This window comes from Streptomyces sp. SAS_270, from assembly GCF_052543295.1.
The window spans coordinates 35,622-62,058 of record NZ_JBMNDS010000043.1 but is presented as its reverse complement, the minus strand read 5'-3'; the positions used below and the strand labels follow the sequence as shown (position 1 = coordinate 62,058).

At 69.6% G+C, this 26,437-nt stretch carries 23 protein-coding genes and 2 pseudogenes; 10 read left to right on the top strand and 15 right to left on the bottom strand.

Going from position 1 to position 26,437, the window contains the following annotated elements; genetic code table 11:
• The first annotated feature begins 183 nt into the window (after positions 1–183).
• Positions 184–1,461: an FAD-dependent oxidoreductase gene (locus ACN6LB_RS26275; RefSeq protein WP_445028073.1), complete on the top strand. Its 1,278-nt coding sequence runs from the start codon at positions 184–186 to the stop codon at positions 1,459–1,461.
• A 58-nt stretch (positions 1,462–1,519) separates the two neighbouring features.
• Here ACN6LB_RS26275 and ACN6LB_RS26270 read toward each other — a convergent pair.
• Positions 1,520–1,618, bottom strand: a pseudogene (locus ACN6LB_RS26270) (sarcosine oxidase subunit gamma); the annotation flags it as partial.
• Between ACN6LB_RS26270 and ACN6LB_RS26265 the strand changes: the two are divergent.
• A pseudogene (locus ACN6LB_RS26265) lies at positions 1,616–1,927 on the top strand (FCD domain-containing protein); the annotation flags it as partial. The pseudogenes ACN6LB_RS26270 and ACN6LB_RS26265 overlap by 3 nt on opposite strands.
• A gap of 135 nt (positions 1,928–2,062) precedes the next feature.
• Here ACN6LB_RS26265 and ACN6LB_RS26260 read toward each other — a convergent pair.
• From ACN6LB_RS26260 to ACN6LB_RS26250, 3 genes are all read right to left on the bottom strand, one after another.
• Positions 2,063–2,926: an AfsR/SARP family transcriptional regulator gene (locus tag ACN6LB_RS26260; RefSeq protein WP_356146383.1), complete on the bottom strand. Its 864-nt coding sequence runs from the start codon at positions 2,924–2,926 to the stop codon at positions 2,063–2,065.
• A gap of 245 nt (positions 2,927–3,171) precedes the next feature.
• Positions 3,172–3,810 carry a ScbR family autoregulator-binding transcription factor gene (locus ACN6LB_RS26255; protein ID WP_445028089.1) on the bottom strand — a complete coding sequence of 213 codons (639 nt, stop codon included), beginning with the start codon at positions 3,808–3,810 and terminating at the stop codon, positions 3,172–3,174.
• 408 nt (positions 3,811–4,218) lie between these two features.
• Entirely contained in the window at positions 4,219–5,175 is a 957-nt protein-coding gene (locus ACN6LB_RS26250) for a TIGR01777 family oxidoreductase (RefSeq protein ID WP_445028072.1), read from the bottom strand.
• A gap of 276 nt (positions 5,176–5,451) precedes the next feature.
• Between ACN6LB_RS26250 and ACN6LB_RS26245 the strand changes: the two genes are divergently transcribed.
• A complete protein-coding gene (locus ACN6LB_RS26245; RefSeq protein WP_445028071.1) occupies positions 5,452–6,000 on the top strand; it encodes a DUF1062 domain-containing protein in 549 nt (182 codons plus the stop codon).
• 132 nt (positions 6,001–6,132) lie between these two features.
• On the opposite strand, the gene ACN6LB_RS26240 is transcribed toward ACN6LB_RS26245, so the two are convergent.
• The 4 genes from ACN6LB_RS26240 to ACN6LB_RS26225 all read right to left on the bottom strand — a co-directional run bounded on the left by ACN6LB_RS26240 (position 6,133) and on the right by ACN6LB_RS26225 (position 10,146).
• Positions 6,133–6,492, bottom strand: coding sequence for a cupin domain-containing protein (locus ACN6LB_RS26240; RefSeq protein ID WP_356145666.1), 360 nt, complete (start codon positions 6,490–6,492; stop codon positions 6,133–6,135).
• A 164-nt stretch (positions 6,493–6,656) separates the two neighbouring features.
• Positions 6,657–7,697 carry a ComEC/Rec2 family competence protein gene (locus tag ACN6LB_RS26235; RefSeq protein WP_445028070.1) on the bottom strand — a complete coding sequence of 347 codons (1,041 nt, stop codon included), beginning with the start codon at positions 7,695–7,697 and terminating at the stop codon, positions 6,657–6,659.
• Positions 7,694–8,977 (bottom strand): hypothetical protein, encoded by a 1,284-nt coding sequence (locus ACN6LB_RS26230; protein ID WP_445028069.1) that lies wholly within the window; start codon positions 8,975–8,977, stop codon positions 7,694–7,696. The genes ACN6LB_RS26235 and ACN6LB_RS26230 overlap by 4 nt, the downstream gene beginning before the upstream one ends.
• Positions 8,974–10,146: a caspase family protein gene (locus ACN6LB_RS26225; RefSeq protein WP_445028068.1), complete on the bottom strand. Its 1,173-nt coding sequence runs from the start codon at positions 10,144–10,146 to the stop codon at positions 8,974–8,976. Before ACN6LB_RS26225 ends, ACN6LB_RS26230 begins: the two co-directional genes overlap by 4 nt.
• 166 nt (positions 10,147–10,312) lie before the next feature.
• On the opposite strand from ACN6LB_RS26225, the gene ACN6LB_RS26220 reads away from it, so the two are divergent.
• A complete protein-coding gene (locus tag ACN6LB_RS26220; protein WP_445028067.1) occupies positions 10,313–11,368 on the top strand; it encodes a DUF2235 domain-containing protein in 1,056 nt (351 codons plus the stop codon).
• A gap of 85 nt (positions 11,369–11,453) precedes the next feature.
• Here ACN6LB_RS26220 and ACN6LB_RS26215 read toward each other — a convergent pair whose 3' ends face one another.
• Positions 11,454–12,488, bottom strand: a complete 1,035-nt coding sequence (locus ACN6LB_RS26215; RefSeq protein ID WP_445028066.1) for a LacI family DNA-binding transcriptional regulator — start codon at positions 12,486–12,488, stop codon at positions 11,454–11,456.
• A gap of 168 nt (positions 12,489–12,656) precedes the next feature.
• On the opposite strand from ACN6LB_RS26215, the gene ACN6LB_RS26210 reads away from it, so the two are divergent.
• The gene (locus ACN6LB_RS26210; protein WP_445028065.1) at positions 12,657–13,844 is read left to right on the top strand and encodes a Gfo/Idh/MocA family protein; all 1,188 of its coding nucleotides are present in this window, start codon (positions 12,657–12,659) and stop codon (positions 13,842–13,844) included.
• A 78-nt stretch (positions 13,845–13,922) separates the two neighbouring features.
• Here the strand turns inward: ACN6LB_RS26210 and ACN6LB_RS26205 are convergent, their stop codons facing one another.
• The 5 genes from ACN6LB_RS26205 to ACN6LB_RS26185 all read right to left on the bottom strand — a co-directional run bounded on the left by ACN6LB_RS26205 (position 13,923) and on the right by ACN6LB_RS26185 (position 18,957).
• Entirely contained in the window at positions 13,923–14,942 is a 1,020-nt protein-coding gene (locus ACN6LB_RS26205) for a Gfo/Idh/MocA family protein (protein ID WP_356145641.1), read from the bottom strand.
• A gap of 80 nt (positions 14,943–15,022) precedes the next feature.
• Complete coding sequence (locus tag ACN6LB_RS26200) at positions 15,023–15,931, bottom strand: sugar phosphate isomerase/epimerase family protein (RefSeq protein ID WP_445028064.1); 909 nt, start codon at positions 15,929–15,931, stop codon at positions 15,023–15,025.
• Between the two features lies 1 nt (position 15,932).
• Positions 15,933–16,853 (bottom strand): ATP-binding cassette domain-containing protein, encoded by a 921-nt coding sequence (locus tag ACN6LB_RS26195; RefSeq protein WP_356145631.1) that lies wholly within the window; start codon positions 16,851–16,853, stop codon positions 15,933–15,935.
• 5 nt (positions 16,854–16,858) lie between these two features.
• Positions 16,859–17,932, bottom strand: coding sequence for an ABC transporter permease (locus tag ACN6LB_RS26190; protein ID WP_356145629.1), 1,074 nt, complete (start codon positions 17,930–17,932; stop codon positions 16,859–16,861).
• A gap of 5 nt (positions 17,933–17,937) precedes the next feature.
• Positions 17,938–18,957 (bottom strand): sugar ABC transporter substrate-binding protein, encoded by a 1,020-nt coding sequence (locus ACN6LB_RS26185; protein WP_445028063.1) that lies wholly within the window; start codon positions 18,955–18,957, stop codon positions 17,938–17,940.
• A gap of 309 nt (positions 18,958–19,266) precedes the next feature.
• Between ACN6LB_RS26185 and iolC the strand changes: the two genes are divergently transcribed.
• From iolC to ACN6LB_RS26160, 5 genes are all read left to right on the top strand, one after another.
• The gene (gene iolC / locus ACN6LB_RS26180) at positions 19,267–20,223 is read left to right on the top strand and encodes a 5-dehydro-2-deoxygluconokinase (RefSeq protein WP_445028062.1); all 957 of its coding nucleotides are present in this window, start codon (positions 19,267–19,269) and stop codon (positions 20,221–20,223) included.
• Between the two features lie 26 nt (positions 20,224–20,249).
• Positions 20,250–21,128 (top strand): Cgl0159 family (beta/alpha)8-fold protein, encoded by an 879-nt coding sequence (locus ACN6LB_RS26175; RefSeq protein WP_445028061.1) that lies wholly within the window; start codon positions 20,250–20,252, stop codon positions 21,126–21,128.
• 50 nt (positions 21,129–21,178) lie between these two features.
• Complete coding sequence (gene iolB, locus ACN6LB_RS26170; protein WP_445028060.1) at positions 21,179–22,063, top strand: 5-deoxy-glucuronate isomerase; 885 nt, start codon at positions 21,179–21,181, stop codon at positions 22,061–22,063.
• Positions 22,063–23,937 carry a 3D-(3,5/4)-trihydroxycyclohexane-1,2-dione acylhydrolase (decyclizing) gene (gene iolD, locus ACN6LB_RS26165; RefSeq protein WP_445028059.1) on the top strand — a complete coding sequence of 625 codons (1,875 nt, stop codon included), beginning with the start codon at positions 22,063–22,065 and terminating at the stop codon, positions 23,935–23,937. The genes iolB and iolD overlap by 1 nt, the downstream gene beginning before the upstream one ends.
• Positions 23,938–24,009: 72 nt before the next feature.
• Positions 24,010–25,503 carry a CoA-acylating methylmalonate-semialdehyde dehydrogenase gene (locus ACN6LB_RS26160; RefSeq protein WP_445028058.1) on the top strand — a complete coding sequence of 498 codons (1,494 nt, stop codon included), beginning with the start codon at positions 24,010–24,012 and terminating at the stop codon, positions 25,501–25,503.
• A 60-nt stretch (positions 25,504–25,563) separates the two neighbouring features.
• On the opposite strand, the gene prcB is transcribed toward ACN6LB_RS26160, so the two are convergent.
• Positions 25,564–26,418, bottom strand: coding sequence for a proteasome subunit beta (prcB, locus tag ACN6LB_RS26155; protein WP_445028057.1), 855 nt, complete (start codon positions 26,416–26,418; stop codon positions 25,564–25,566).
• Between the last annotated feature and the right edge of the window lie 19 nt (positions 26,419–26,437).

Below are 26,437 nucleotides of genomic sequence, written 5' to 3'. Positions count from 1 at the left end.
AAGACCTGCCCATGATTTGGCACCGTTTTGGATAACGTACGTCGGTATCGTCCGCCGGGACCAGCTGACACGTCACACTGACCGGTGGAGGGGGGACGAGTGCGACGGTGTTCTGCCGGCGCGCCATCCCGCAGTGTCGCGTCGTCTTGGGGAAGGCGGCGAGCGGACCGGTGGGGGGAACGCATGACGCAGTCGCTTCCGGGGCAACGCCCTGCGCAGGAGCGGGTGTTGACGGGGCGCAGGGGGCTTCCGGTCGTCGTGGTGGGTGCCGGGCCGTACGGGTTGTCAGTGGCCGCACATCTGCGCGCCGCGCGTGTGCCGGTGCGCATCTTCGGTGAGGTGTTGGGTAGTTGGCGGCACGCCATGGCGACAGGGATGTTCCTCAAGTCGACCCCGGCGGCCACGGACCTGTCCGCGCCGGAGCCCGGCGGGCGGCTGGCCGACTTCCGCCGTGTGCACGGTGAGCCGGAGCTGACCGAGCTGACACCGATCCCGTGCGATGTGTTCGTGCGGTACGGGCAATGGTTCCAGAAGCGGTACGTCGGTGAGATCGATCCCGGGCGGGTCGTTGGCGTCGACCGCGACGGCGCCGGTTTCCGCGTCCGGCTGGACGACGGGCAGGAACTCGCGGCCTCCGCCGTCGTCGTGGCCACCGGCCTCAACGGCCTGGCACACATCCCGGAGGAGTTGCGCCGGCTCGTCCCCGAAGGGCCCGGGCCTGCCGCCCTGGTGTCGCACACCAGCCACCACACCGACCTGTCGCGGTACGCCGGCCGGAGGGTCGCGGTGATCGGCGGCGGCCAGTCCGCGCTGGAGAGCGCCGCGCTGTTGCACGAGGCCGGCGCCGAAGCGCAGGTGCTGGTCCGGGAGCGGCGGGTGCTGTGGGGCATGACGCCGGACCTGGCCCGGCCATGGCCCCAGCGGCTCACCAAGCCCGCGTCCCCGCTGGGCACGGGCTGGATCCTGGCCGCCGTGTGCAAGGCACCGGGTGGCGTACGGCGGCTGCCCCCGTCCGCCCGACTGCTTTTGTTCCGGCGGGCGTTGGGGCCATCGGGCGGATGGTGGCTCCGTGACCGGGTCGAGGGCGTCGTACCCGTGCGCACCGCGTGCCAGGTCACCGGCGCGGCAGCCGAAGGAGACACCGTACGGCTGGCGCTCGCGGGCCCCCGGGGCATTTCGGAGACGCTGGTCGTCGACCATGTGCTCGCGGCCACCGGCTACCGCCTCGCCCTGGACGCCGTGCCCTTCCTGACGTCCGGGCTGCGAGCGGCCGTGGCATGCGTGCCTGGCTCGAAAGCGCCGGACCTGACCGGCGCGTTCGAGTCCTCGGTTCCCGGCCTGTACTTCACCGGATCGCTCGCTGCTCCCATGTTCGGCCCGATGATGCGGTTCGTCGCGGGCACGGAGTACGCGGCGACCCACATCGCCGGACACCTCACCCGCCGGACCGCCGCAGTCTGAGCATGTCGGAGGAAGGGGCCGATGCGGACCGGCTGCAGGCGCAACGCGGTCAGCCCCGTCAGGGGACCTCGGGGCCGCCGTAGTCGCTCATCGCGTCGATGAGCCAGCGGGCCAGGTAGTCGGCGAACGAGGAGCGCGGCAACAGGCGGTACGTCGGCGGGAGCTGGAGAGCGTGGACCCCCTGCGCAGCGGCACCACCGATCTCATGCACCTGGACCTTCGCGTCCACCGTGCCGTCTACGCCGCCGCGCACAACCCGTACCTGCAGGACACCCTCGTCCGCCACGACAACCTGGCCACCCGCATCTGGTGCCTGTTCATCGACCGGCTGTCCGACATGGCCGGCCACGTGGAAGAGCACGGTCCGCTGATCGAGGCGATCGTCGACGGTGAGCCGGAGAAGGCGGCGCAGCTGGCCCGCAGTCACGTCGAGGACTTCGAACGGGCCATTCGCGGGGCCATCTGAGAGGCCGCCCGGGACCGCCGACTCGCTTGACGAGAATCCAGCGGTGCAACCGGTGCGGTGCCCGGGGCAGTTGTCGGCTGCTGAGCGGCGACCTCCGAGGGGAAGTCGAACTGCGGGGCCGATGCGTGCGGTTACTCAGCCGACCGGAGCAAACCGCTCGGCTCCCTGGTCTCCTGTGCCGCCGCCGCGCGCCGCGGATCCGGCAACGGCGCGCTCGGGGCGGGCCACCAGAATGGAATGCTGCAGCTTCACCAGCGTGGCCGACGGTTCCAGACCCAGTTCCCTGACGAGCACCGCGCGCAACCGGTGGTACGCCTCAAGTGCCTCACCGCGGCGGCCCGCTCGGTACAGAGCGACCATGAACTGTCCGCACAGGCCCTCGTGCAGGGGATATCGGCTCACCAACACCGTCAGCTCGGCCAGCAGTTCGCGATGCCGCCCCAGCTGCAGGTCGGCTTCGATCCGTCGTTCCAACGCGCACAACCGAGCCTCCTCCAGGCGCCGTACCTCCCCCTGCAGATGCGTCCCCGCGCGCACCCCGGCCAACGCCGGACCGCTCCACAGGCCCAGGGCCCGGCGCAGCAGTGCGGCAGCCCCCGCACAGTCCCCCGCGTCCATCGCCCGATATCCCGAGCCTGCCATGCGCTCGAACTCGCCTACGTCACACCCGCCGCCACCGCTTCTCAGCACATAGCCCCCGGGCACGGTCAACAGCACGTCCTTCGCATGGCAGTCGCCGCCCCCGTTCGCCTCCCGTGTGCCTCGCTCCAGCGCCGTCCCGATCAACTCCCGCACCTGCAGGACATACGTCTGGACGGTCGCCCGTGAACTCCGGGGCAGAACCTCCCCCCACAGTTCCTCCGCCAGCGTCCCCACGGACACGACCCGGTCCCTGTGCACCGCCAGCAAACCCAGCACCTGGCGCGGTTTCGGTGCCGACGGGACCACCGACATGCCGCCCACCCACACCCCCAGCGACCCCAGCATCACGCAATCCACGTTCACGTCCGCACCGCCCACTACGACCACCACCCCAACCGCGCTCAGCATCGCCAGCGACAAGCACTCGAATCACAGCGACAGCGACCGCGCGCCGCCCCCGACATCGCTACTAAAAAACAGCGCAGACGGTATGTCAACGACCAACAAGCCACTCCATTCCCGCCCAACCGCCACCCCAGTCCCACTCGACCGAGCGCCGTCGTCGTTACGAGCACGAGGAACGGAACCATCACGCCATATCGTCAGTTGTCGCCTCTCACGGCAGCACCGACGCTCGCGCCCGACACGACCAGGACACCGGCCGGCGAGGCCGCGAGCCCCGGCAGCATGAGGACCCAGAACTGCTCGACCAACTGCGGGGAGAAGCGAACGCGGCGCCGGCCGTTGAGCACGCCGAACCCGACCGTCGCGGCGACAACAGCGGCCGCTGCCCCCTCCGGCGACACACCTTCCGCCAGCTCGCCGGCACCGTCGGCCTCACACAGCAACCGGTAGACCCAGTCGCTCCACCACCGGCCCGGCCCCTCCTCGTTCTTGCGCGACGGATCGCCGCCCAGCTCGAATCCGGCCCGCAGCACGATGTCCGCGCTCACCGCGAGCATCAGCTCACAGCTCACGTCGACGAGGAGCTGCAGGCCGGCGCGATCCCGCACCCGCCCCTGCTGCGCCAGCCGTTCGACCGACTCAACGGCTGACGCCTCGACCTCGCGGGCCAACAGATCCTTGCTGGGAAAGTGGAAGTGCAGCGCGCCTGTGCTCACACCGGCGCGCTTACTGATCGCGGGCAGTGAAGCGAGCGCATATCCGTCGTCCGCGAAGACCTCGGCCGCCGCATTGATGAGAGCCTGGCGCGTCCTCGCCGCCCGAGCCTGCTTGACCATCACGCCCCTCCTGTGAGCTCACCCTGCCGACCCGGACCGCAGCGAAGGCAGCCGGCCCCGAGCGTCCCGGGCGGCACCCATTCTAATGTATCAAACCGCATGCGCGGTATCTTTCTTTCCCATTCCTCTTCCCTCTACCGCCCGACCGATGCGTCACGAGATAAGAGAAGCCTCGGCCAGAAGGTCTGCCGGAGTGTGGCGCGCACCCTTTGCGGCCGTGCCCGACTTGACCTTCCAGCGGTAGCACCCACCCCACCCAGCCAGATAAACAGCCCGGACGGTTTGTTTCAACTCCTCCGACACGACGGACTTCCATCAGCCTCACCCTCCCCGCCCACGGCGCCGTCGAGTACCCCTTGATCGGCTCTCATGACGTGGTACGGAGGTGAACTGGGGGCGCGCGGAGGGTCACTTCGGGCGGAACGCGCCCCCGCGCACCTGTTCCACGAGGTCACGTGCGGCTTCCGGCCACTGCGCATGGTCGAAGACGAAGCCCGCTTCCAGCAGGCGGCCGGGGATGACGCGGCGGCTCTTCAGCAGGAGTTCGGTGTCCGAGCGCATCGCGAAGGCGCCCAGTTCGGCCATCCATTTCGTCGCGGGCAGACCGACGGGCATGCCCCAAGCAGTGCGCAGCGCACGCATGAAGGTGCGCTGGGGCACGGGAGCGGGCGCCGCCAGGTTCACCGGTCCGGCAAGGTCGTCGCGGTCGCTCAGGAACTCGACCGCGCGGACGAAGTCGGTTTCGTGAATCCAGGACACGTACTGCGCGCCGCCCGCGACCGGTCCGCCGAGGCCGAGCCGGGCCAGCCGCAGCAGGACATCGAACACGCCTCCGCGGTCGGGACTCATCACCATGGCGGAGCGCAGGGCGACCTTGCGGGTGTGGGGAGTTACGGCTCGCTCCTGCTCTCGCTCCCAGGCCTTCGCGATCTCGACGCTGTAGGCCCAGTAGCCGGGAACGCCACGCTCCGCGCCGCCGAGCACACCGGTCGCCTCGTCGTTGGGTGCGTCGAAACGGTGGGCGTACACGGTCGCCGTGCTCATCTGCAGCCAGAGCCGGGGAGGCCGTACGGCAGCGGCGATCGCCTCTCCCACGACCCGGGTCGAGTTCACCCGGGAGTCCATCATGGCCTGGAGATTGGCCGGGGTGTAGCGGCAGCTCACACTGCGGCCGGCCAGGTTGATGACGATGTCACTGCCGTCGATGACCTCGGCCCAGGGACCCAGTGTCTCGCCATCCCACGGGACCTCGCTCTCCCCGTTCGGGCGTCTGGTCAGGACGACGACGTCATGGCCCGCCGCGGTCAGGGCGCGCCTCAGGATCGCCCCCACCTGTCCGGTCCCCCCAGGTATCACGATCTTCATCAGGCTCCCCCTCAGTAGTTGATGGGAGCCTATCCCAGGAAGTTGAACATGTTCAAAAGAGGGGTGCAGTCGGTCTCCCCGAGCCCACGCCGCCTGGAAAACCGGTGGAACATCGCCCCCGCGCGCCACTACCGTGCTGCCGGACCAAGTCGTCTAGGCAAGGGCGTCCCGTTGTACACCGTGTGAGACCTCTCGAGCGCTGAATCGTCGCGCGGCGCGCCCTGTGCGCCGCGCTCCTCCGTGCTGCGTAATTCTCACTGAAACCGGTGTACCTCTGTGCTCAACAACTGGGTGGTCGCGCCCACCTGCCTGCCTCTTGTTCGCCGCCGTTGCCACGCGTGCGCGTCCGAACGTTTCCGGGCAAACGGAAAATTTCGGATTAACGCACACCACAAGCTCATCGACGCCTGGCTCCTCGTGCTCTGCACCGCTTGCGGGGAAACCGCGAAGCTCACGTTCCTGGAGCGGACGAATGTGCGCTCCGTACGGCGTGAGCTGCTGGACCGGCTGCATGACAACGATCCCGGCCTGGCAGCTGAACTGCTCCAGGATCCGGTGGTGCGGCGCCGTAATCGCATCGCTCTCGACTGGGACAACGCCTGGCGCCTCGACACCGGCGGATCGGATCATCTGGACCGCGAGGTGATCGACGTATCGGTCCGCTTTGCGGCACGGATCCCTGTCCGGCCGGTGCGACTGATCGCTGAAGGGTGCCGTCTTTCGCGCGCCGAGGTCGAGAGACTGATCATCGAGGGCAGGCTGGTGTCGGCAGTCCGGCTGAGCGACAAGCTCTCCGGCGACTTCACCTTCACGCTCAAGCGCTGAGACCCTTGGGCCCGTGGGCCTGACCGGCATGATCCGCCGGACGGGCCCATGGGCCCGGCCGGCGGATCATGCGGCAGTCCCGGAATCTGTCAGGCGCCGTTGCTTCCCTGCGAACTGATTCGCCGGACGGCTCTACGGGGCCTTCGCGTAGTCCTGCGCCATGCCGCCCGCGAAGTCGTACACGACGACCGGCTCGTCGCCGAGGACCCACGCGTCGTGCCCGGGCGGGCACACGAAGACGTCGCCGGGTCCGACCTCGCCTTCGGTTCCGTCATCCATACGCAGGTGCATCCGACCCTGGACGACATAGCCGTTGTGGTGGATTTCGCAGCTCTCGGTGCCGGCGATCGGTCCCACGGACTCGGACCAGCGCCAACCGGGCTCGAAGGTTCCCACGGCGAAGTCGAGTCCCGTGAGGTGGACGGCTTCGAGGTGGCCCCGAGGGAAATCTCGCCGTTCATCCGGCTTGTCGGCCGCCTTGATCTCAAGCATGACGGCTGCCTCCAATCTGGCCTTGCCCGGCGCGGTCGGACATTCGGTCACCACTCCCCCGCGTCCACCCTGAACGCCGCCGCCGACGCCGACCGCACTTCTTCCATTCCATCGTCTGCCTGTCCACCGGGAAGCGCCATTCGGGGGATGCGCCTCCGCCTGGCTCACAGTTCGAAGCTGACGAAACCGTCCTCCACGTCCTGCGCAGGCGCGGTGACCGTGTAGCCGAAACGGTCCTTGAGGGCTTCGACGTCCCAGAGGGCCGCACGGTCGCGGTAGTTGAAAACTATTTCTTTCTGCGGGCCGCCGTGCTTGAGGATGCGGGCCATGGCGATCTCGTTGGGGTGGGCGTGCCGGGCACCGCTGGTCGAGATCAGGTAGCGGTCGCAGTCGATCAGGTCGAGCAGTTCCTTGGACAGGTTGTGATCGCTGCCGTGGTGGGCGACCTTGAGGACGTCGACGTGCAGGCGGCCGCCCTCCGCCTCGGCGCGCGGTCGTATCGACGCCACGAGTCGGCGGTCGTCCGCGTCGCCGGTGAGGACGACGCGTTTGTCGTCGAACTCGAAGAGCAGTCCGATGCTGGTGAGGTTGGTCTTCGAGGTGTCCGGATCGAACGGGGTCGCGGCCAGCTGTTCCACGTTGACGCCGCCGAAGTGCTCGAAATCGGGGACCGCGGCAATCTCGTCCGGATCCCGGCCCGGTATCAGGCCGTTCTTGGCGCATTCCTTCACCCAGTCGGGGGCCAGTCGCTCCAGCTGTGCACGGTCGGGAGAGAGGACCTCCATGGCGGATCCGTCGTCGAACCACGCGAGCGGTCGTCCGACCTCGGCGCTCATCCCGCCGAACGAGTCGTTCCAGGCGATCCGCTGCGCGACGAGCGCACTGGTGAGCTTCTCGCCGTCCTGGGCGCCGAAGCCCTCGGTCTCCAGGAGGTGATCGAATCCGTTGAACCACACCTCGCCGAACTCCACTGTCCGCTCGGCGTCCGCGAGCAGGGCGAGGACGCCGAGGATGTGGTCCTGGTCGACGTGGGTGACGACGAGGAGGTCGATCAGTCCGTCGAGGCGGGCAAGGGTGGGTTTGATGCGCGGATACGTGCCCGCGCGACCGCCGTCGATGAGGATCCGGCGAATGAACGTGTCATCGCCGTACTCCAGGAGCAGGCAGTCGCCGTCCTCCCCGGGCATCATGGTCAACCTGATCATTGCTGCCTCCCTCGCAGGGCGACGATCACGAACGGCTCGCGCATGTCGACGCGGTACGACAGGCGCCGTGCCTGGTCGAGCCGGCGGGCGCACTCCGCGTCGTCGGGGAATTCGGACAGTCCGTGGATGAGCCTGCTCAGACCGAGGGTGAAGACAGGAACTCCGCGGTCGAAGGCCTCGACGAGCGCGTCGCGCGCCGCGCTCCGTTCCGTTTCGCTGTGTGCCCGGCGCAGATGGCGCATGGCCCACAGCAGGGAGCCGTCGCTCATCCAGTCGAACTCGCGGCGGAGATGGTCGAGCCAGGGGTCCCAGCGCTGCGGCTGTTCCGTCAGCTCGCTGCCGACCAGGACGTAGGCGCCGGCCACGGCCGCGAGCGGGTTCTCCATCTTGCCGTAGAGCAGGTTCTCCGCGTCCCGTACGAGGGTCGCCGCCGCGTCGAAGGCGCCCCGGGTCATGTATCCGAGGGCGGGCCCGACCAGGCTGTCGCGGACGCTGACCGAGATGGCGCTGCCGGTCGGGCTCTGGCGTTCGTTGACCATCACCTCGATCTGGGCGCTGCCCCACGGCGCGGGCAGGGTGACGACGTATTCGCTGCCGGCCAGTGCGACGACCAGGAACTGCCGCGGGCCCGTCGGACCGGCGAGCGTGGCACTGCCGTCCTCGTCGAGCGGGCCGTGCGCACCGAACCGGTACAGCCGTGCCGCCTCGTCGCCGAGGGCGAGGTGGGGGACGGAGTGGGGCTCGGAGCGGGCGAGCTCGAACACGACCTGCCGTTCGGCGCGCCCGTCTGCCAGGTCGAGCATCGGCGCGAAGTGCCAGCCGGCCGGTTCGGGGTCGCCGATCCAGGCCGCGTGCCCCGGTTCGACGATCGAGTCCCAGTCGCGGACCCCGGATCGCGATCCCTGGGAACGGGGCACCGGAACCGTGGAGTCGTCGTGATAGGCCCCATAGGATTCGATGTTGCCCATCAGGTACTGCCAGGAGTGCGATTCGAACGGCGAGGGTGCCATGCGCAGCGTCACCGGGGTGTCGCTGCCCTCGTGCGCCTCGGCGTCCCGGGAGAGGACGACGCCGGAGGGCAGGGTGGCGGAGACGGTGTAGCGGCCGGGAGCAACCTCGTAGCGTGCCGGGGGCGCCGATGTCCCGCAGGGGAAGAGGACGTTGCGGTGCGCGACTCCGGTGTCGTCGGCCGGGTAGATGCTGCCGACGATCTTCGCGCCCTCGGAGAGGTCCGGCTCGACCAGGCTCAGGGCGACGGTCACACTCAGGCCGGTGGTCATGGCTTCACCAGCTGCACGCGGCGGAAGACCGGGCGTACGGTGACGGTCTTGATGCGTACGTCCTGGTCAACGAGGTGTGCCTCGAAGTCGTAGTTGCCGAAACGGAGTTCGATGGCCCACTCGCACTCGGGATCCGCGCCGTCGGCATGGTCCGGCTGACGCCGCAGTCGTTCGAGTCCGTCCTCCCGGCAGACGAACTCCGCGTCGGCGTTGTCCTGCGCGGGATCGCAGCCGACGTACACCGGGACGACCGGCGGCCCGGGCAGCAGGTGCAGGACGAAGATGGGGAGCTCGCCGACCGAGGGGACCTGAACGCCCGCGACCGCTCCGGCGAACTGCCGCTCGTGCATGAAGTGGTCGATGGCCTCCAGCAGATGCGAGGTGTTGACCCGCCAGTCGCCCTCGGGGTCGTCGCTCGCAGCGCCGGCGAAGCTCTTCAGAAGGGCCTCGGTGAACAGGCTCACCTGCCCGGGCCGTGCGTGCGACTGGTCTCCTGCCAGGGTGGCGTAGTACGGAATGTGGAACCGCCGGGGCAGGTCCAGCGGGCGGGTCCCGGCGCCCAGCGGCGAGCGTCCGGCGAACCGGGCTCCCGAACGCTCGATCAGCACATCGGAGTTCGACCGGCAGGCATCGACGAAGAACACCTGCTGGGTTGCCTTGCAGCGCTTGAGCCCGTTCATCAGGCCCGTGAAGTCCAGGGCGCCGTTGAGGGGGTTGTGCAGGTCCTCGAAGATATCGGCGGCCAGCAGCGCCATGTCCTCGCCCTGCGAGACTCCGTGACCGCAGAAGTAGAAGACGAGGCGGTTGTCGACGTGGCTGTCGGCGCGGTCGTACCACTCGGTGACCGCCGCGAGGATGTTGTCGATGGTGGCGTTCTCGACCTCGTGGGCCTGCTGGGTGCGGGGATTCACGAACGGTGCGGGCTGCTCCTCGCTCAGCAGCAACGCGAGGCTGCCGAGCGGTCGTTGAGGGTCGTGGTACTCCGTGAGCAACCAGGTGGCGAAGGCGCGGGCGGACAGGGGCGGCGAGCTGAGCTGCCGCATGCCGTCGGGATCGGCCACCGGTGACGCGCCGCCGGCGAGATGGGGGTACTTGCCGACGCCGATGATCAGTGCGTGCGAGCACGCGGGGCCGGCCTGCTCATCGAGATGGATCACGGAACCGGCCATGGATCCTCCGGAGACTCGATCCTGCCGGAGCATGCCCTTGGGCAGCATTTCTCTTATTATATTTATTGAAGACCGATATGTCCTGGTAAATGCCCAGCGAGCGTCGTCCCGAGAACATCCAAGAGCAGCTCCACGAGCGCTTTTCCCGGTGAACGCGAGGCCCGACATGGCCAAGAACCTCGTCATCTGTCTCGATGGCACAGGTAATCAGTTGAAGGCGAAAGGGAACACCAACGTCGTCCGGCTGTACGAGATGCTGGACCTCTCGGACCCCTCCCAGCAGATCGCCTACTACGACCCCGGGGTCGGCACGTTCTCCGCGGCGGGCGCGTGGACACCGCTCGCGCGACGACTGTCGAAGCTCTTCGGGCTCGCCTTCGGCTCCGGCCTCAGGACCAACCTCGCGGAGGCCTACACCTACCTGATGGGCCATTACGAACCCGGTGACCGCATCTACGTCTTCGGCTTCAGCCGTGGCGCCTACACGGCCCGTGCGCTCGCGGGCATGCTCAAGGCGGTCGGGCTGATGCGGCCGGGCATGGAGAACCTCGTCCCGTACGCGGTGTCCGTCTATGCGAAGAACAAGGACTGGACCCGCCAGGACTGGGATCAACTCCACCATTTCGCGGGCGCGTTCAGCAACGCGGTCGGCGGACGCGTCGGCATCCCCCTCGACTACCTGGGGCTCTGGGACTCGGTGAAGGCCGCGGGCGTCCTGCGGTGGAACCTGCGGTGGCCGTACACCCGTCAGATTCCCGGCGCCCACAGCGTCCGCCATGCCGTGTCCATCGACGAGAAGCGGCGCCCCTACCGGGAGTACCTCGTCACAGCCGGCGACACCGGGCACGCCGTCCCGACCTCGGTCGAACAGGTGTGGTTCGCCGGTGTCCACTGCGACGTCGGAGGCACCTTCGAGGACGATCCGCGGCTGCCCACCGTCGCCCTGAAGTGGATCGTCGACGGCGCCCTCGCCTCGGGGCTACGGCTGAAGACCGGGGCGTACGCGCGTCAGGTGACCCTCACACCCGAGCACGCCTTCGGCAAAGTGCACCGGATGGGCTGGGTCTGGGCGCTGCTCACCTACCGGCGCCGCCAGGTTCCCCCCGAGGCACACGTGCACGCGAGCGTCCGCGCGCGGTTCGCCGAGGATCCCGGCTACGCGGGCCGCATTCCACCGACCGTGGTGTGGTCCGACGAGGACTGGCTCACCGCTCACGGATGAGACCGTGGCTTCAACGCCGGTGAAGGGGCGCACCATGGCGACCGTATCCGGGTCAACGCCTGCGCATCCGACGGGAGGCGGGTGCTCACACCGCGGCCGGCGTCGCCGTCGTGCCCCGCACCTCCAGGGTCGGCGTCGACAGGTGCACCCCGGCCGGGCGTGCTGGGTCGGCGAAGCGGTCCAGGAGGCAGCGGGCGGCGCGGCGGCCGACGTCGTGCCCGGCGTTGTCGACGGTGGTCAGCCACAGGTGCCGCAGCCGCGAGATGCTGGTGTTGTCGTAGCCGAGCACGGACAGGTCGCGCGGCACCCGCAGGCCGAGTTCCTCTGCGGCAGAGAGCGCGCCGACGGAGGCGATGTCGTTGACCGCGAAGACCGCGGTGGGGCGGCGAGGCCCACTCAACAGGCGGACGGTGGCGCGGTAGCCGCCCTCCTCGGTCATGTCGCTGGGCTCCACGAGCGCACCGTCGGCCAGTCCGTGAGCGCCCATCGTCGCTTCGAAGGTCCGGCGCCGCAGGTCGCCCACGGCCCCGTAGCCCGCGATGTGCGCAATGGACCGGTGACCGAGGCCGATGAGGTGCTCGACGGCCAGGCGCGCGCCGTGCTCGTCGTCGCCCGCGACCACGTCGACCCCGGGCAGCACCGGCTCACGGGTGCCCGCGATCACCACCGGCATCCGCTGGGCCGCCGCGCCGAGAGCGGCCGGGTCGGGCAGGGTGCCGATGGCGACCAGCCCGTCGACCTGGAGGTCGAGGAAGGGGCGGGTGAGGTCCTGGCCGATACGGCGGTTGAGGCGGGCGTCCGCCATCAGCATGTGCAGGCCGTTGTCGTGCAGCAGGGAGTTCAGGCCGTCGAGCAGGTCGACGAACCAGGGGTTTCGCAGGTCGTGGAGGAGGACGCCGACGGTGCGGGAGCGCTGCTCGCTGAGGCTGCGCGCTGCGGCGTTGGGCCGGTAGCCGAGTTCGTCCATGGCCCGCAGCACGGCCTCGCGCTTCTCGGGCCGTACCTGGTCGGAGCCGCGCAGCACGAGCGAGACCAGTGACTTGGACACGCCGGCGCGCTCGGCGACCGTACGGATGGTCGGACGGCCGTCGGCAAGCGTGCGCCCGCCCGCGCCCGTCATGCGAGCGCCCCGTGCACCTCGGCCATGGTTTGGACCGCTCCATTTCATCATTTCGCGTTTCCCGAACTGTCGCAGAGAGCTTTTGATGCTGTCAAAGGTGTTGACAGCATTCCGATGCTCCGATCAGGGTGGAGGGAGAGAGTTTGGACCGGTCCAAAGAGGTGGAACATGGAGAGCGAAACCAGTGGAGCCGCACGCCGGCCGCTCGGGGTCGCGGTCGTCGGCTTCGGCTGGATGGGCCGTGTGCACAGTCAGGCGTACGCCCGCGTGCTGCACCATTTCCCGCAGCTGACCGTGCACCCGGAGTTGGTGACCGTCGCCGAGGAGGTGCCCGGGCGCGCCGAGGAGGCCGCGGCGCAGTTCGGTTTTTCCCGGACGTCCCGCGACTGGCGCCAGGTCGCCGCCGACCCCCGGGTGCACGCGGTGAGCATCACGGCCCCGAACTTCCTGCACCGCGAGATCGGCGTGGCGATGGCCGAGGCGGGCAAGCACATCTGGATCGAGAAGCCGGTCGGTCTCACCGCCGACGACGCCCGCGCGGTCGCCGACGCGGTCGCCAAAGCCGGCGTCCAGGGCACGGTCGGCTTCAACTACCGCAACGCGCCTGCCGTGGAGACGGCCCGGGAACTGATCGCCTCCGGTGACATCGGAGCCGTCACCCACGCGCGCATCCGGCTCTTCAGCGACTACGCCGCACACCCCGAGGGCGCTCTGACCTGGCGCTACGAGCGCGCCCGCGGTGGCAGCGGAGTTCTCGGCGACCTCGCCGCGCACGGCGCGGACCTGGCCCGTTTCCTGCTCGGGGACATCACCTCGCTCGCCGCCGACACCGCGGTCTTCCTGCCGGAGCGGGCTCGCCCCAGCGGCGCCACCGCGGGTCACACGCTCGCCACCGGCGGCGAGTCGGGGCCGGTGGAGAACGAGGACTACGTCTCCTGCCTGCTGCGCTTCGCCTCCGGTGCGCGCGGTGTCCTCGAAGCCTGCCGGGTCTCGGTGGGAGAGCAGAACAACTACGGCTTCGAAGTCCACGGCACGCGCGGCGCGGTCTTCTGGGACTTCCGCCGTATGAACGAGCTCGGCGTCAGCCTCGGTACGTCGTACCAGGACCAGCCCGTCAGCACCCTTCGAGTCGGCCCGGGGCACGGCGAGTACGGCGCGTTCCAGCCGGGCGCGGCGAACAGCATGAGCTACGACGATCTGAAGGTCATCGAGGCCCACCGCTTCCTGCGCTCCATCGCCGAACAGACGCCGTACGGGGCCACGTTGACGGACGCCGTCCACAGCGCCACGGCGTTGGAGGCCATGGCGACGTCCGCCGAGAGCGGCACCTGGGTGAGCTTGCTGCACTCGGTGTGACGCGAACCGCCCTGGGGCCCCCGGCGCGGAGAGCCGGGGCCCGCAGGCGCACTGCCGCACGGGGCGGAGTGCTGGGGATCAGCGATAGAGCGCGGGGCGCTCGATCAGTTCGACCGCCACCCGGCCGCCGTCGGCCTGGGCGCGGACGCCCGCCTCGCACACGGCCGCTGCCGCGTAGCCGTCCCAGGAGCTCGGGCCGGTGACCTCGCCGCGCCGGGTGGCGTCCACCCACGCCTGGACCTCACGGTCGTAGGCGTCCTCGAAGCGTTCCACGAAGTCCGGGGCGATGGTGCCGCCCCAGCCGCCGGCCGAGTGGGTGACCAGGTCGTGGCCCTCGCCGATGCGTGCGGTGCCGTTCTCGCAGACGGCCTCGGCCTGCACCTGGTAGCCGAAGCGGCAGTTGACGTAGATCTCCACGTCGACCAGCACACCCCCGTCCGTCTCGAAGACGACGAACTGCGGGTCCGACAGACCCTCGGGGGCGTTGCCGGAAGGCCTCGGCTTCATCACCGTGACCGCGGTGATCTCCTGGTCGAGCAGCCAGCGGGCGACGTCCATCTCGTGCACGACGGAGTCGTTGATCAGCATCTGCTCGGTGAAGTACGGCAGCACGTCGGCGTTGCGGTGCCGGTTGTGCAGCATCAGCGGGCGGCCCAGTCGGCCGCCGTCCAGCAGCTCCTTGAGCTTCAGGTACTCGGCGTCGTACCGCCGCATGAACCCGACCTGGACGCGCCGGTGGCCGAGTTTCTGCTCGGCCTCCATGACGCGGAGCGCGGAGGCCGCGTCGGGGGTGAGCGGCTTCTCGCACAGCACCGGCAGGTCGTGCTCGAAGGCGGTCAGGAGCGCCGCCTCGTGGGCGGGTCCGGGCGAGGCGATGAGGACGGCGTCGACGTCGTCCGCGGCCATCGCAGTCGCCGGGTCGGTGTACGCGGTGCAGCCGTCGATGCCGTCGGCGAGCTGCTTGGCCCGTTCCGCGTCGATGTCCACGACGGCCGTCACCCGTGCCCCGCTGATCACTTCGCTGATGCGGCGTACGTGGTCGGCGCCCATGCGGCCGGTGCCGACGACGGCGACCCCGAGCGTTCCGCGGTTGGTCATGATGGTGGGTGGTCCTTTCGAATGGGCAGGCCGGATGAGGCAGACCGGTGGCTCGCGCCGGGTCTCCCGGGCCGAGTGGGTCAGGCGCCGCAGGTGCGCAGGAAGGCGCGGGTGCGTTCGGCGATCGGCAACGGCTTGTCCGGTGGGCAGGGGTACATGTCCTGCTCGACGATGGCGAACAGGTCGACGCCGAGCTTCTGCGCGGCCGTCAGGACCGGTCCCAGCGCCGGGATGCCGGAGGGCGGTTCGCACATCACGCCGCGCTGCACGGCAGGTCCGAACGGCACCTCGCCCGCGGTGACCTCCGCGAGGATGGCCGGGTCGACCTGCTTGAGGTGCAGATAGCCGATGCGTTCGCCGTAGGTCTCGATGAGCTTGACGCTGTCGCCGCCGCAGTAGGCGTAGTGGCCGGTGTCCAGGCACAGGTTGACGAGGTCGCTGTCGGTCGAGTCGAGGAAGCGCTCGACGTGGGCCTCGGTGTCGATGTGGGTGTCGGCGTGCGGGTGGACGACGATGTCGAGGCCGAACGTCTCCTTGACCTCGTGGCCGAGCCGCTCCATGCCCTTGGTGAGGTGGGCCCACTGCTCGCCGGTGAGCTCCGGCGGTTCGATGATCTCGGCGGTCTTGTCGTCGCGCCAGAAGGAGGGGATCACCACCAGGTGGCGTGCGCCCATCGCCTGAGTGAGGGCGGCGACCTCACTGACGTGGTCCCAGGTCGACTCCCAGACGGAGTGACCGCGGTGCAGGGAGGTGAAGACCGTACCGGCCGAGACCTTGAGTCCCCGCTCGGCGGTCTCGTCCTTGAGTACGGCCGGATCGGTCGGGAGGTACCCGTAGGGGCCCAGTTCGATCCACTCGTATCCCGAGGAGGCCACCTCGTCGAGGAAGCGCCGCCAGGGGACCTGCTGAGGGTCGTCGGGGAACCAGACGCCCCAGGAGTCCGGGGCGGAGCCGACCCGGATCCGGTCCAGGGAGGGGGTGTTCGACATGTCAGGGGCTCCCTTCGGAAGATGCCGCCGTGGGTGTGCGGAGGTCCTTGGCGTCGGGGAGTTCGTCGACGTCGACGCCGCGGACCTGTGCCAGTTCGTGTTTGAGGGCGGCGAGTTCGGCGCCGCCGGCCATGTGGTTGGTGAGCTCTTCGAGGCTGACCTCGCTGCGGGCGGCGCTGAGTTCGAGGGTGCCCAGGCGCAGGACGCTGAAGTGGTCGCCGACCATGTAGGCGTGGTGGGGGTTGTGGGTGATGAAGATGACGCCCAGGCCGCGGTCGCGGGCGGCGGCGATGTACTTGAGAACGACGCCGGACTGTTTGACTCCGAGGGCGGCGGTGGGTTCGTCGAGGATGAGGACGCGGGCACCGAAGTGGACGGCGCGGGCGATGGCCACGGACTGGCGCTGGCCGCCGGAGAGGGTGCCGATGGGCTGGTCGAGATCGTCCAGGACGATGCCCATGTGGCGCAGTTCCCGGTCGGCGGTCTCCTTCATCGCGTGGATGTCGAGGCGGCGAATGGGCCAGGGGCCCTTGGTGAGTTCGGAGCCGAGGAAGAAGTTGCGCCACACCGGCATGAGCGGCACCGTCGCCAGGTCCTGGTAGACGGTGGCTATACCGGCGTCGAGGGCCTCACGCGGGCTGGACAGCCGCACCGGGTGACCGTCGATGAGGAAGTCGCCCTCGGTGTGCTGGTGCAGGCCGGAGATGATTTTGATGAGGGTGGACTTGCCGGCGCCGTTGTCGCCGAGCACGCAGGTGACCTTGCCGGGGTGCACGGTGAGGTTCACGCCGTGCAGGGCGCGGATGTTGCCGTAGGCCTTGCCCGCGTTGCGCAGTTCGACGAGGGGGGCGCCGTCGTCGGGGGCGGGAGGGGTGTCGTGGAGGATGGCCCCGTGGGGCTTGGATCCCTTGGCGGTAGTCATGGGGTTCACCTCCGGGTCGCCTGGCGGCGGACCCACAGATTGACGAGGGCGGCGACCAGGAGCATCACGCCGAGGAAGGCCTTGAACCAGTCCGGGTTCCAGTTGGCGTAGACGATGCCCTGGGAGACCATGCCGAAGATGAAGGCGCCGATGACCGGGCCGACGGCGGAGCCGTAGCCGCCGGTGAGCAGGCAGCCGCCGATCACCGCGGCGATGATGTACAGGAACTCGTTGCCCACGCCCTCGCCGGACTGGACGGTGTTGAACGAGAACAGCAGGTGCATGCCGACGAACCAGGCGCCCGCGCCTACGCCCATGAACAGGGCGATCTTGGTGAAGTTGACGGGCACGCCGACCGCGCGGGCACTGTCCTTGTTCCCGCCGACCGCGAAGATCCAGTTGCCGAACTTGGTGCGCAGCAGCAGCCAGGTGGCGATCGCGGCGAAGACCAGCCAGTAGACGATGGTGATCTTGAAGCTGACGCCGCCGATGCTGAAGTCGGAGGCGAAGATCTTCTTGGCCTGGTCGAAGCCGTCCATGTCGCTGATCGAGTCACTGGCGACATTGCCGGTGAAGATCTTGGTGACCGCGAGGTTCGCGCCCTGCAGCACCAGGAACGAGCCGAGGGTGACCAGGAAGCTCGGCAGCCCGGTCTTGATGAGCAGCCAGCCGTTGAACGCACCGACCGCCAGCGAGACGATCAGCGCGACGAAGACACCGGTCCACACGTTCATCGACAGCTGGAAGCTGAGGATGGCCGCGGTGAGCGCGGAGGTGGTGACCGCGACACCCGCCGACAGGTCGAACTCCCCGCCGATCATCAGCAAAGCCACCGGAATGGCCATGATGCCCATCACCGACGCCTGGTAGAGCACCGTGGACAGTGCGCCCGCGTCACGGAAGGACGGCGCCGCCACGAAGAAGAAGACGTACACACCCACGGCCGCGATCAGCGCACCGACCTCGGGCCGGGCGAGCAGCCTGCGGCCCAGGGACTGCTGGGCGGTCCGGCCGTCCTTCTCGGCGGCCGGCGGGGCCGGCGACGAGGAACTCGCCGCCGGAGCCGTTGCCTGGGACATGAAGATCACCGAGTGCCCTTCGCGGCGAACTTCGCCACCGTGTCGGCGTTGCTCTTGTCGACGAAGGCCGGGCCGGTCAGCACCGGCTGCTCACCGCCACCGCTGTAGTTGCCGTTGTTCTTGTAGAGCCACAGCGAGTCGACCGCCAAGTAACCCTGGAGGTAGGGCTGCTGGTCGACCGCGAACTCGATGGTGCCGTCCTGGACGGCCTTCACCAGGTCCTTGTTGAGGTCGAAGGTGGCGACCTTCGCCTTGCTGCCCGCGTCGCTCACGGACTGCACGGCGGTCAGTGCGATCGGGGCGCCCAGCGTGACCACGTGGTCGATGCCGCTGTCCTGCTTGAGCTTGGCAGTGATGGTCGACTTCACCGACGGCATGTCGGTGCCGTTGACGTAGAGGATCTCCGTCGTGCCGCTGAAGGTCTTCTTCACGCCGCTGCAGCGCTGGGTGAGGCCGATGTTCCCCTGCTCGTGGATCACACAGGCGATCTTCTTGGCACCGGTCGAGTTCAGCTTCTTGCCGAACGCCTCGCCCGCCACGCTCTCGTCCTGGCCGAAGAACTCCATCAGGCCGAGCTTCTTCCAGTCGCTCAGACCCGAGTTGAGGCCGACCACGGGTATGCCCGCCGACCGCGCCTTGCCCACGACGTCCTTCATCGCGTCCGGCTTGGCCAGGGTGACCGCGATGCCGTCGACCTTCTGGGTGATCGCGTTCTGGACCAGGTTGGCCTGGTTCCCCGCGTTCGCGTCGTTGGAGTAGATCAGCTTGATGTTGTCCTTGGCGGCGGCCGCCTGGGCGCCCTTGCGGACCGTGTCCCAGAAGGTGTCCCCGGGCGGCGCGTGGGTCACCAGCGCGACCGTCATCCGGGGGGTGTCGGCCTTGCCCGCGGAGGCGTTGTCCGCGCTCTCCTCGGCCTTCTTCCCGCCGCCGCTGCTGGAGCAGCCGGCGACGAGCAGCACGGAGGCCGCGGCCGCTGTGACGAGAGTGGCGATTCTGCGGGAGCGGGGGTGAAGCGTGCGGTCCATCTTTCCTGCACCTCACTGTGCGACGGGTGGAAAGGGAGCGGGGGGTTCCGGGCCGTGAGCCCGGCCGGGGGCCTGGGCGGGGAGCCCGGGCCGGATGCCGATGACGACGCTGATGTCGATGCCGATGACGCGGCTGTTGCGTTGGGATGGGATACAAGTCCCTGATGCATCCACCTGTCAATAGTTTGTTAAGACATCATTTCACTAGCAGGTCAGAATGTCAGTACAAACCATTGACAGGACGTCGCCCGGGGCCCTACACCTGGTAAGCACCGCACACCTCGCACCCCCGCCTGAGGAGCGACGCTCATGCCCGAGTCCGCTGAACCCTTCGACCTGATCACCATGGGACGCATCGGTGTCGACCTCTACCCCCTGCAGACGGGCGTCCCGCTGGCGCAGGTCGAGTCGTTCGGGAAGTTCCTGGGCGGCTCCGCGGCCAACGTCGCGGTGGCCGCCGCGCGCCTGGGCCGCTCCACCGCGGTGATCACCCGAACCGGCAACGACCCGTTCGGCACCTATCTGCACCAGGAGCTCAAGGAGTTCGGCGTCGACGACCGCTTCGTCACGCCGGTCGACGCCTATCCCACGCCGGTCACGTTCTGCGAGATCTTCCCGCCGGACGACTTCCCGCTGTACTTCTACCGGCAGCCCAAGGCCCCGGACCTGGAGATCCGCACCGAGGAACTGGACTTCTTCGCCATCCGCGACGCCCGCGTCTTCTGGATCACCGGCACCGGGCTCAGCGAGGAACCCAGCCGCTCCGCGACCCTCGCCGCTCTCAAGGCACGCGCCAAGGCGGGCACCACCGTCTTCGACCTCGACTGGCGCCCCATGTTCTGGCGTGACCCGGAGGCCGCCCGCCCCTACTACGCCGAGGCCCTGCGTCATGTCACCGTGGCCGTCGGCAATCTCGACGAGTGCGAGATCGCCACCGGTGTACGCGAACCACGAGCCTGCGCCGAGGCCCTGCTGGAGGCCGGCGTCGAACTGGCCGTCGTCAAGCAGGGCCCCAAGGGAGTGCTCGCCGTGCACCGCGACGGAACGACCGCCGAGGTGCCACCGGTACCGGTCGAGGTCGTCAACGGCCTCGGCGCGGGCGACGCGTTCGGCGGCTCCCTCTGCCACGGGCTGCTGTCCGGCTGGGAGTTGGCGAAGACCATGCGGTACGCCAACGCCGCCGGGGCCCTCGTCGCCTCCCGGCTCGCCTGCTCCTCCGCGATGCCCACCGCCTCCGAGGTCGCGGACCTCGTCGCGCGCGGCTGATCCCGCCCCCCTGAACGGAGCTCGTCTTGACCATCAGCATCCCCGACCTCGTTACGGTGCGCGCCCGGCACCCCGAGGCCGTCGCCGAAGCGGCCGAGCGCCGCACCCGCCGCCCGCTGATCGGCGACAGCGGCCGCCTCATGATCGTGGCCGCCGATCACCCGGCCCGCGGCGCGCTCGGCGTGGGGGGCCGACAGCTCGCCATGGCCAACCGCGCCGAGCTGCTGGAGCGCCTGTGCGTCGCGCTGTCCCGGCCCGGCGTGGACGGCGTGCTGGCCACCGCGGACATCCTGGAGGACCTGCTGCTCCTGGGCGTGCTGGAGAACAAGGTCGTCATGGGGTCGATGAACCGCGGCGGACTGTCCGGCGCCTCCTTCGAGATGGACGACCGCTTCACCGGCCACCGCGCCGAGGACATGGAGCGACTGCGCTTCGACGCGGGCAAGCTGCTGCTGCGCCTCGACTACGAAGACCAAGGCTCACTGGAGACGCTGGAATCCACCGCCCGCGCGATCGACGACATGGCCGCACGCCGCCTCCCCGTCTTCGTCGAGCCGTTCATCTCGCGCCGAGTGGAGGGCAACGTCCGCAACGACCTGGGCGCCGAGGCCGTCAGCCGCTCCATCGCCATCGCCTCGGGCCTCGCGGGCACCTCCGCCTACACCTGGCTCAAGCTGCCGGTCACCGCGAACCCCGACGACATGGCGGAGGTCCTGGAGACCTCCACCCTGCCCACCGTGCTGCTGGGCGGCGAGGTCGGCGCGGATCAGGAGGGCGCGTACGAGAAGTGGCGCAAAGCGTTGCGGCTGCCCACCGTCCAGGGCATGGTCGTGGGCCGCTCGCTCCTGTACCCCGCCGAGGGCAGCGTGGAGACCGCGGTGGACACCGCGGTCGGCCTGCTCTGACACCGCCCTCCCCGGAAGACCTCCATGTCGACTTGTCGAGGAAGAAGCGCATGACGACCACACACCACCTGCCCGCCGGGAAGGCCGCGGCCGGCCCGTACGCGGTGGACATCTCCCCCGAGTCGGCCGACTGGGGCCACTCCAGTCTGCGTGTGCTCGAACTGCCGCCGGGCGGCTGGCACTCCTTCGACACCGCGGACAGCGAGTGGATCGTGCTGCCGCTCGCCGGGTCGTGCACGGTCGCCGTCGGCGGGGAGACCTTCCGGCTGGCCGGCCGCAAGAGCGTCTTCACCTCCGTCAGCGACTTCGTGTACGTACCGCGCGACGCCCAGGTCTCCCTCGCCTCCCGCGACGGCGGACGCTTCGCACTCACCGGCGCCCGCTGCACCCGGCGCCTGCCCGCACGCTACGTCCCCGCCTCCGCCGTCCCCGTCGAACTGCGCGGCACCGGTGGCTGCTCCCGCCAGGTCAACAACTTCGCCGCCGCCGGGGCCTTCGAGTGCGACCAGCTGATCGCCGTCGAGGTGCTGACGCCCGGCGGCAACTGGTCCTCGTACCCTCCGCACAAGCACGACGAGCACCGGCCCGGCGAGGAGTCCGAGCTGGAGGAGATCTACTACTTCGAGATCGCCGACCACGACGGCACACCCGGCCTCGGCTACCAGCGGGTCTCGCCCTCCGGCCACGGACAGGGCACCGACGTACTGGCCGAGGTACGCGACGGCGACACCGTCCTCATCCCGGACGGCTGGCACGGGCCGTCGATGGCCGTCCCCGGCCACGACATGTACTACCTCAACGTCATGGCGGGTCCCGGAGCCGAGCGCGACTGGCTGATCCGCGACCACCCCGACCACGGCTGGATCCGCGGCACCTGGCCCGACCAGCCGGTCGACCCCCGACTCCCCCTCTACACGGCCCCGGAGAAGTCCTGATGAGCACCACCACTCGCCGTCTGACCGTCGCCCAGGCCCTGGTGCGCTTCCTGTCCGCGCAGTACAGCGAGCGCGACGGCGTACGGCACCGGCTGATCGCCGGCACCTGGGGCATCTTCGGGCACGGCAACGTCGCCGGCATCGGCCAGGCGCTGCTGGAGGCCGGCGAGGAGCACATGCCGTTCCACCAGGGCCGCAACGAGCAGTCGATGGTGCACGCGGCCGTCGGCTACGCCCGCCAGCTCGACCGCCTCTCCGCGCAGGCGGTCACCACCTCCATCGGCCCCGGGGCCACCAACCTCGTCACCGGCGCCGCCCTGGCCACCATCAACCGCCTCCCGGTGCTCCTCCTGCCCGGCGACTACTTCGCCACGCGCCCCGCCGACCCGCTGCTCCAGCAACTTGAGCACCCGGTGGAGGCCGACGTGTCGGTCAACGACACGCTGCGGCCGGTCTCCCGCTACTTCGACCGCATCACCCGCCCGGAGATGCTCATCCCGTCCGCACTCCAGGCGATGCGGGTGCTCGCCGACCCGGCCGAGACCGGCGCCGTCACCCTCGCCCTGCCGCAGGACGTGCAGGCGGAGGCCTACGACTGGCCGGAGGAGTTCTTCGCCGAGCGCGTCTGGCACGTACGGCGCCCCGCGCCCGACCCGGTCGAACTCGCCGACGCGGTCCGGGCGATCCGCGCCGCCGCACGTCCGTTGATCATCGCGGGCGGCGGCGTCCATCACAGCAGGGCCGAGGACGCGCTCAAGGCACTCGTGGACGCGACCGGCATCCCCGTCGCCTCCACCCAGGCGGGCAAGGGCTCGCTGCGCCACGACCACCCCGCCGACCTCGGCGGCGTCGGCCACACCGGCACCGCAGTCAGCGACGCCCTCGCCCGCGGCGCCGATCTGGTCATCGGCGTCGGTACGCGCTACACGGACTTCACCACCGCCTCCCACACCCTGTTCGCCGCGCCGTCGGTCCGCTTCGTCAACCTCAACATCACCGCGTTCGACGCCCACAAGCTCGCCGCCCGCACGCTGGTCGCCGATGCCCGGGCGGGTCTGGAAGCGCTCACGACAGCGCTGTCCGGTCACCGCGTGAGTACGGCGTACGAGGCCGAGTACCGGGCGGGCAAGGCGCGTTGGGACGAGGTCGTGGACAGCGCCTACCGGGCGGACGACGAGCACGCCGTGCCCACCCAGACGCAGGTGCTCGGCGCACTGGACGCGGTCGTGGGCGACGACGACGTGGTCATCAACGCGGCCGGCTCGCTCCCCGGCGACCTGCACAAACTGTGGCGGGCCCGCTCACCGCGCCAGTACCACCTGGAGTACGGCTACTCCTGCATGGGCTACGAGATCCCGGCCGGCATCGGTGTCCAGCAGGCCGCCCCCGGCACGCCCGTGTGGTCGCTGGTCGGCGACGGAACGTACCTGATGATGCCGACCGAGATCGTCACCGCGGTCCAGGAGGGCCTGCCGGTCAACCTGGTCCTGATCCAGAACCACGGTTACGCCTCCATCGGCGGCCTCTCCGAGTCGGTGGGCGGCGAACGCTTCGGCACCGCCTACCGCTACCGGGCCGCGGACGGCACCTTCAGCGGCGCGCCGCTGCCGGTGGACCTCGCGGCCAACGCCGCCAGCCTCGGCATGGACGTCCTGCGCGCCAAGACCGTGCGCGAGCTGCGCGAGGCGCTCGCCGAGGCCCGCGCCTCCGAACGGCCCACCTGCGTGTACGTCGAGACCGACCCGACCCCCACCGCTCCGCCCGCGGAGGCCTGGTGGGACGTTCCGGTGGCCGAAGTGGCCTCCCGCGAGGCTGCCGTGACCGCCCGCGAGGCGTACGACCGTCAGGTCGCCGACCGCCACATCCACCTCTGACACCCCTCCCGCTCCCCTTCTTCTCCTTCCCTCTCCGGCTTCCCTTCTCCGGCTTCCGAAAGGCCCCGCACCATGAAGACCATCACCCACTGGATCGGCGGCAAGCCGGTCGAGGGCGCCTCCGGGCGCTTCGGCCCCGTCTACAACCCGGCCACCGGAGCCCAGGAGAAGCAGGTCGCCTTCGCCTCGGTCGACGACGTCGACACGGCCGTGGCCTCGGCCCAGGCCGCGTTCGAGAGCTGGGGCGACACCTCGCTCGCGAGGCGCACGGCGATCCTGTTCAAGTACCGCGAGCTGCTCGACGCGCACCGCGACGAGATCGCCGAACTGATCACCGCCGAGCACGGCAAGGTCCATTCGGACGCGCTCGGCGAGGTCGCGCGCGGCATGGAGATCGTGGAGCTGGCGTGCGGCATCGCCGACAAGCTCAAGGGCGAGCTGTCCACGCAGGTCTCCACACGGGTCGATGTCGCTTCGATCCGTCAGCCGCTGGGTGTCGTCGCGGGCATCACGCCGTTCAACTTCCCCGCCATGGTGCCGATGTGGATGTTCCCGCTCGCCATCGCCTGCGGCAACACCTTCGTGCTGAAGCCCAGCGAGAAGGACCCGTCGGCCTCGTTCCGGCTGGCCGAACTCGCCTCCGAGGCCGGCCTGCCGGACGGCGTGCTGAACGTCGTGCAGGGCGACAAGGTGGCCGTGGACCGCCTGCTGGAGCACCCCGACGTCGTCGCGGTCTCCTTTGTCGGCTCCACGCCGATCGCCAAGTACATCCAGCTCAAGGGCGTCGAGCACAGCAAGCGCGTGCAGGCGCTCGGCGGCGCCAAGAACCACATGCTCGTACTGCCCGACGCCGACCTGGACTTCGCCGCGGACCAGGCGATCAACGCCGCGTACGGCTCGGCGGGCGAGCGCTGCATGGCGGTCTCCGTCGTCGTCGCCGTGGGCGACATCGGAGACGAGCTCGTCGACAAGATCGCCGAGCGGGCGAAGGGGCTGCGGATCGGCCCGGGCAACGACCCGTCGAGCGAGATGGGTCCGCTGATCACACGGGAGCACCGCGACAAGGTCGCCTCGTACGTCTCAGGCGCGGCGGCTCAGGGCGCCGAGGTCGTCGTCGACGGCACCGGCTACTCCGTCGAGGGCCACGAGGACGGCTTCTTCCTCGGTGTCTCGCTGCTCGACAAGGTGCCGGTGACGGCGGACGCCTACAAGGACGAGATCTTCGGCCCGGTGCTGTGCGTGGTGCGCGCCGACACCTACGACGACGCCATCGAGCTGATCAACAGCTCGCGTTGGGGCAACGGCACGGCGATCTTCACACGGGACGGCGGCGCCACCCGCCGCTTCCAGCTGGAGGTCAAGGCGGGCATGGTCGGCGTGAACGTGCCGATCCCGGTCCCCGTCGGCTACCACTCCTTCGGCGGCTGGAAGGACTCCCTCTTCGGTGACCTGCACATCTACGGCAACGACGGGATCGCCTTCTACACACAGGGCAAGGTGATCACCACGCGCTGGCCCGACCCGTCGGACGCGGGCATCAACCTCGGCTTCCCGAGCCACTCCTGAGATGCGGTGGCCGGTGCGCTTCCCCTCGCACCGGCCACCGCCTGCCGGCCGGTCGGCCGGTCAGGGAGCGGCGGTCGGCCCGTCCGGCTGATGCCGGCGCTGTTCGACCATCTCGCGGCTGAGTTCCTCCGCCTCCGCATCGGGCAGCCGCTCGAAGCCTTTCTCCGTGATGACCGAGACGATGGGGAAGATCCTCCGGCTGATGTCGGGGCCGCCGGTGGCGGAGTCGTCGTCCGCGGCGTCATAGAGCGCCTGGAGCGCGGCCAGGGCCGCGTCGCGCCGGGACATCCCCTTGCGGAAGAGTTTCTTCAACGCGCCCCGGGCGTACGGGGATCCCGAGCCCTCGGCATGGAAGTCCGGCTTCTCGTAGGGGCCGCCTGTGACGTCGAAGCTGAAGATGCGGCCGTTCTCACCCTTGGGGGCCGTGACGTCGTATCCGACCAGGAGCGGCACCACGACCAGGCCCTGCATGGCCTGTCCCAGGTTCTCCCGGATCATGCCGGCCAGCCGGTTCGCCTTCGCGTTGAGGGTCATGGGGATGCCCTCGATCTTCTCGAAGTGCGTCAGTTCGACCTGATACAGCTTCACCATGTCGAGCGCGACCCCGACGGTGCCCGCGAAGGCCACCGCGGTGTAGTCGTCCGTGGGGTGCACCTTTTCCAGGTCGCGCTGAGCGATCAGGTTCCCCATGGTGGCCCGCCGGTCGCCGGCGATCATCACGCCGTCACGATAGGAGAGCGCCAGGACCGTGGTGCCGTGAGGGAAGGCGTCCGCCGGCGAGTGGACGCCGTCGGGCAACTGTGGGCGGGTGTTCAGCAGTTCCGGTCGGTGGGCCGACAGGAACCCGGTGAAGGACGAGGTGCCCGGGGTGAAGAACTCCTCCCCCAACCGGCCGTCGTTCTCGCTCCGTGCCATCCCTCTCCCCCTCCGCCGT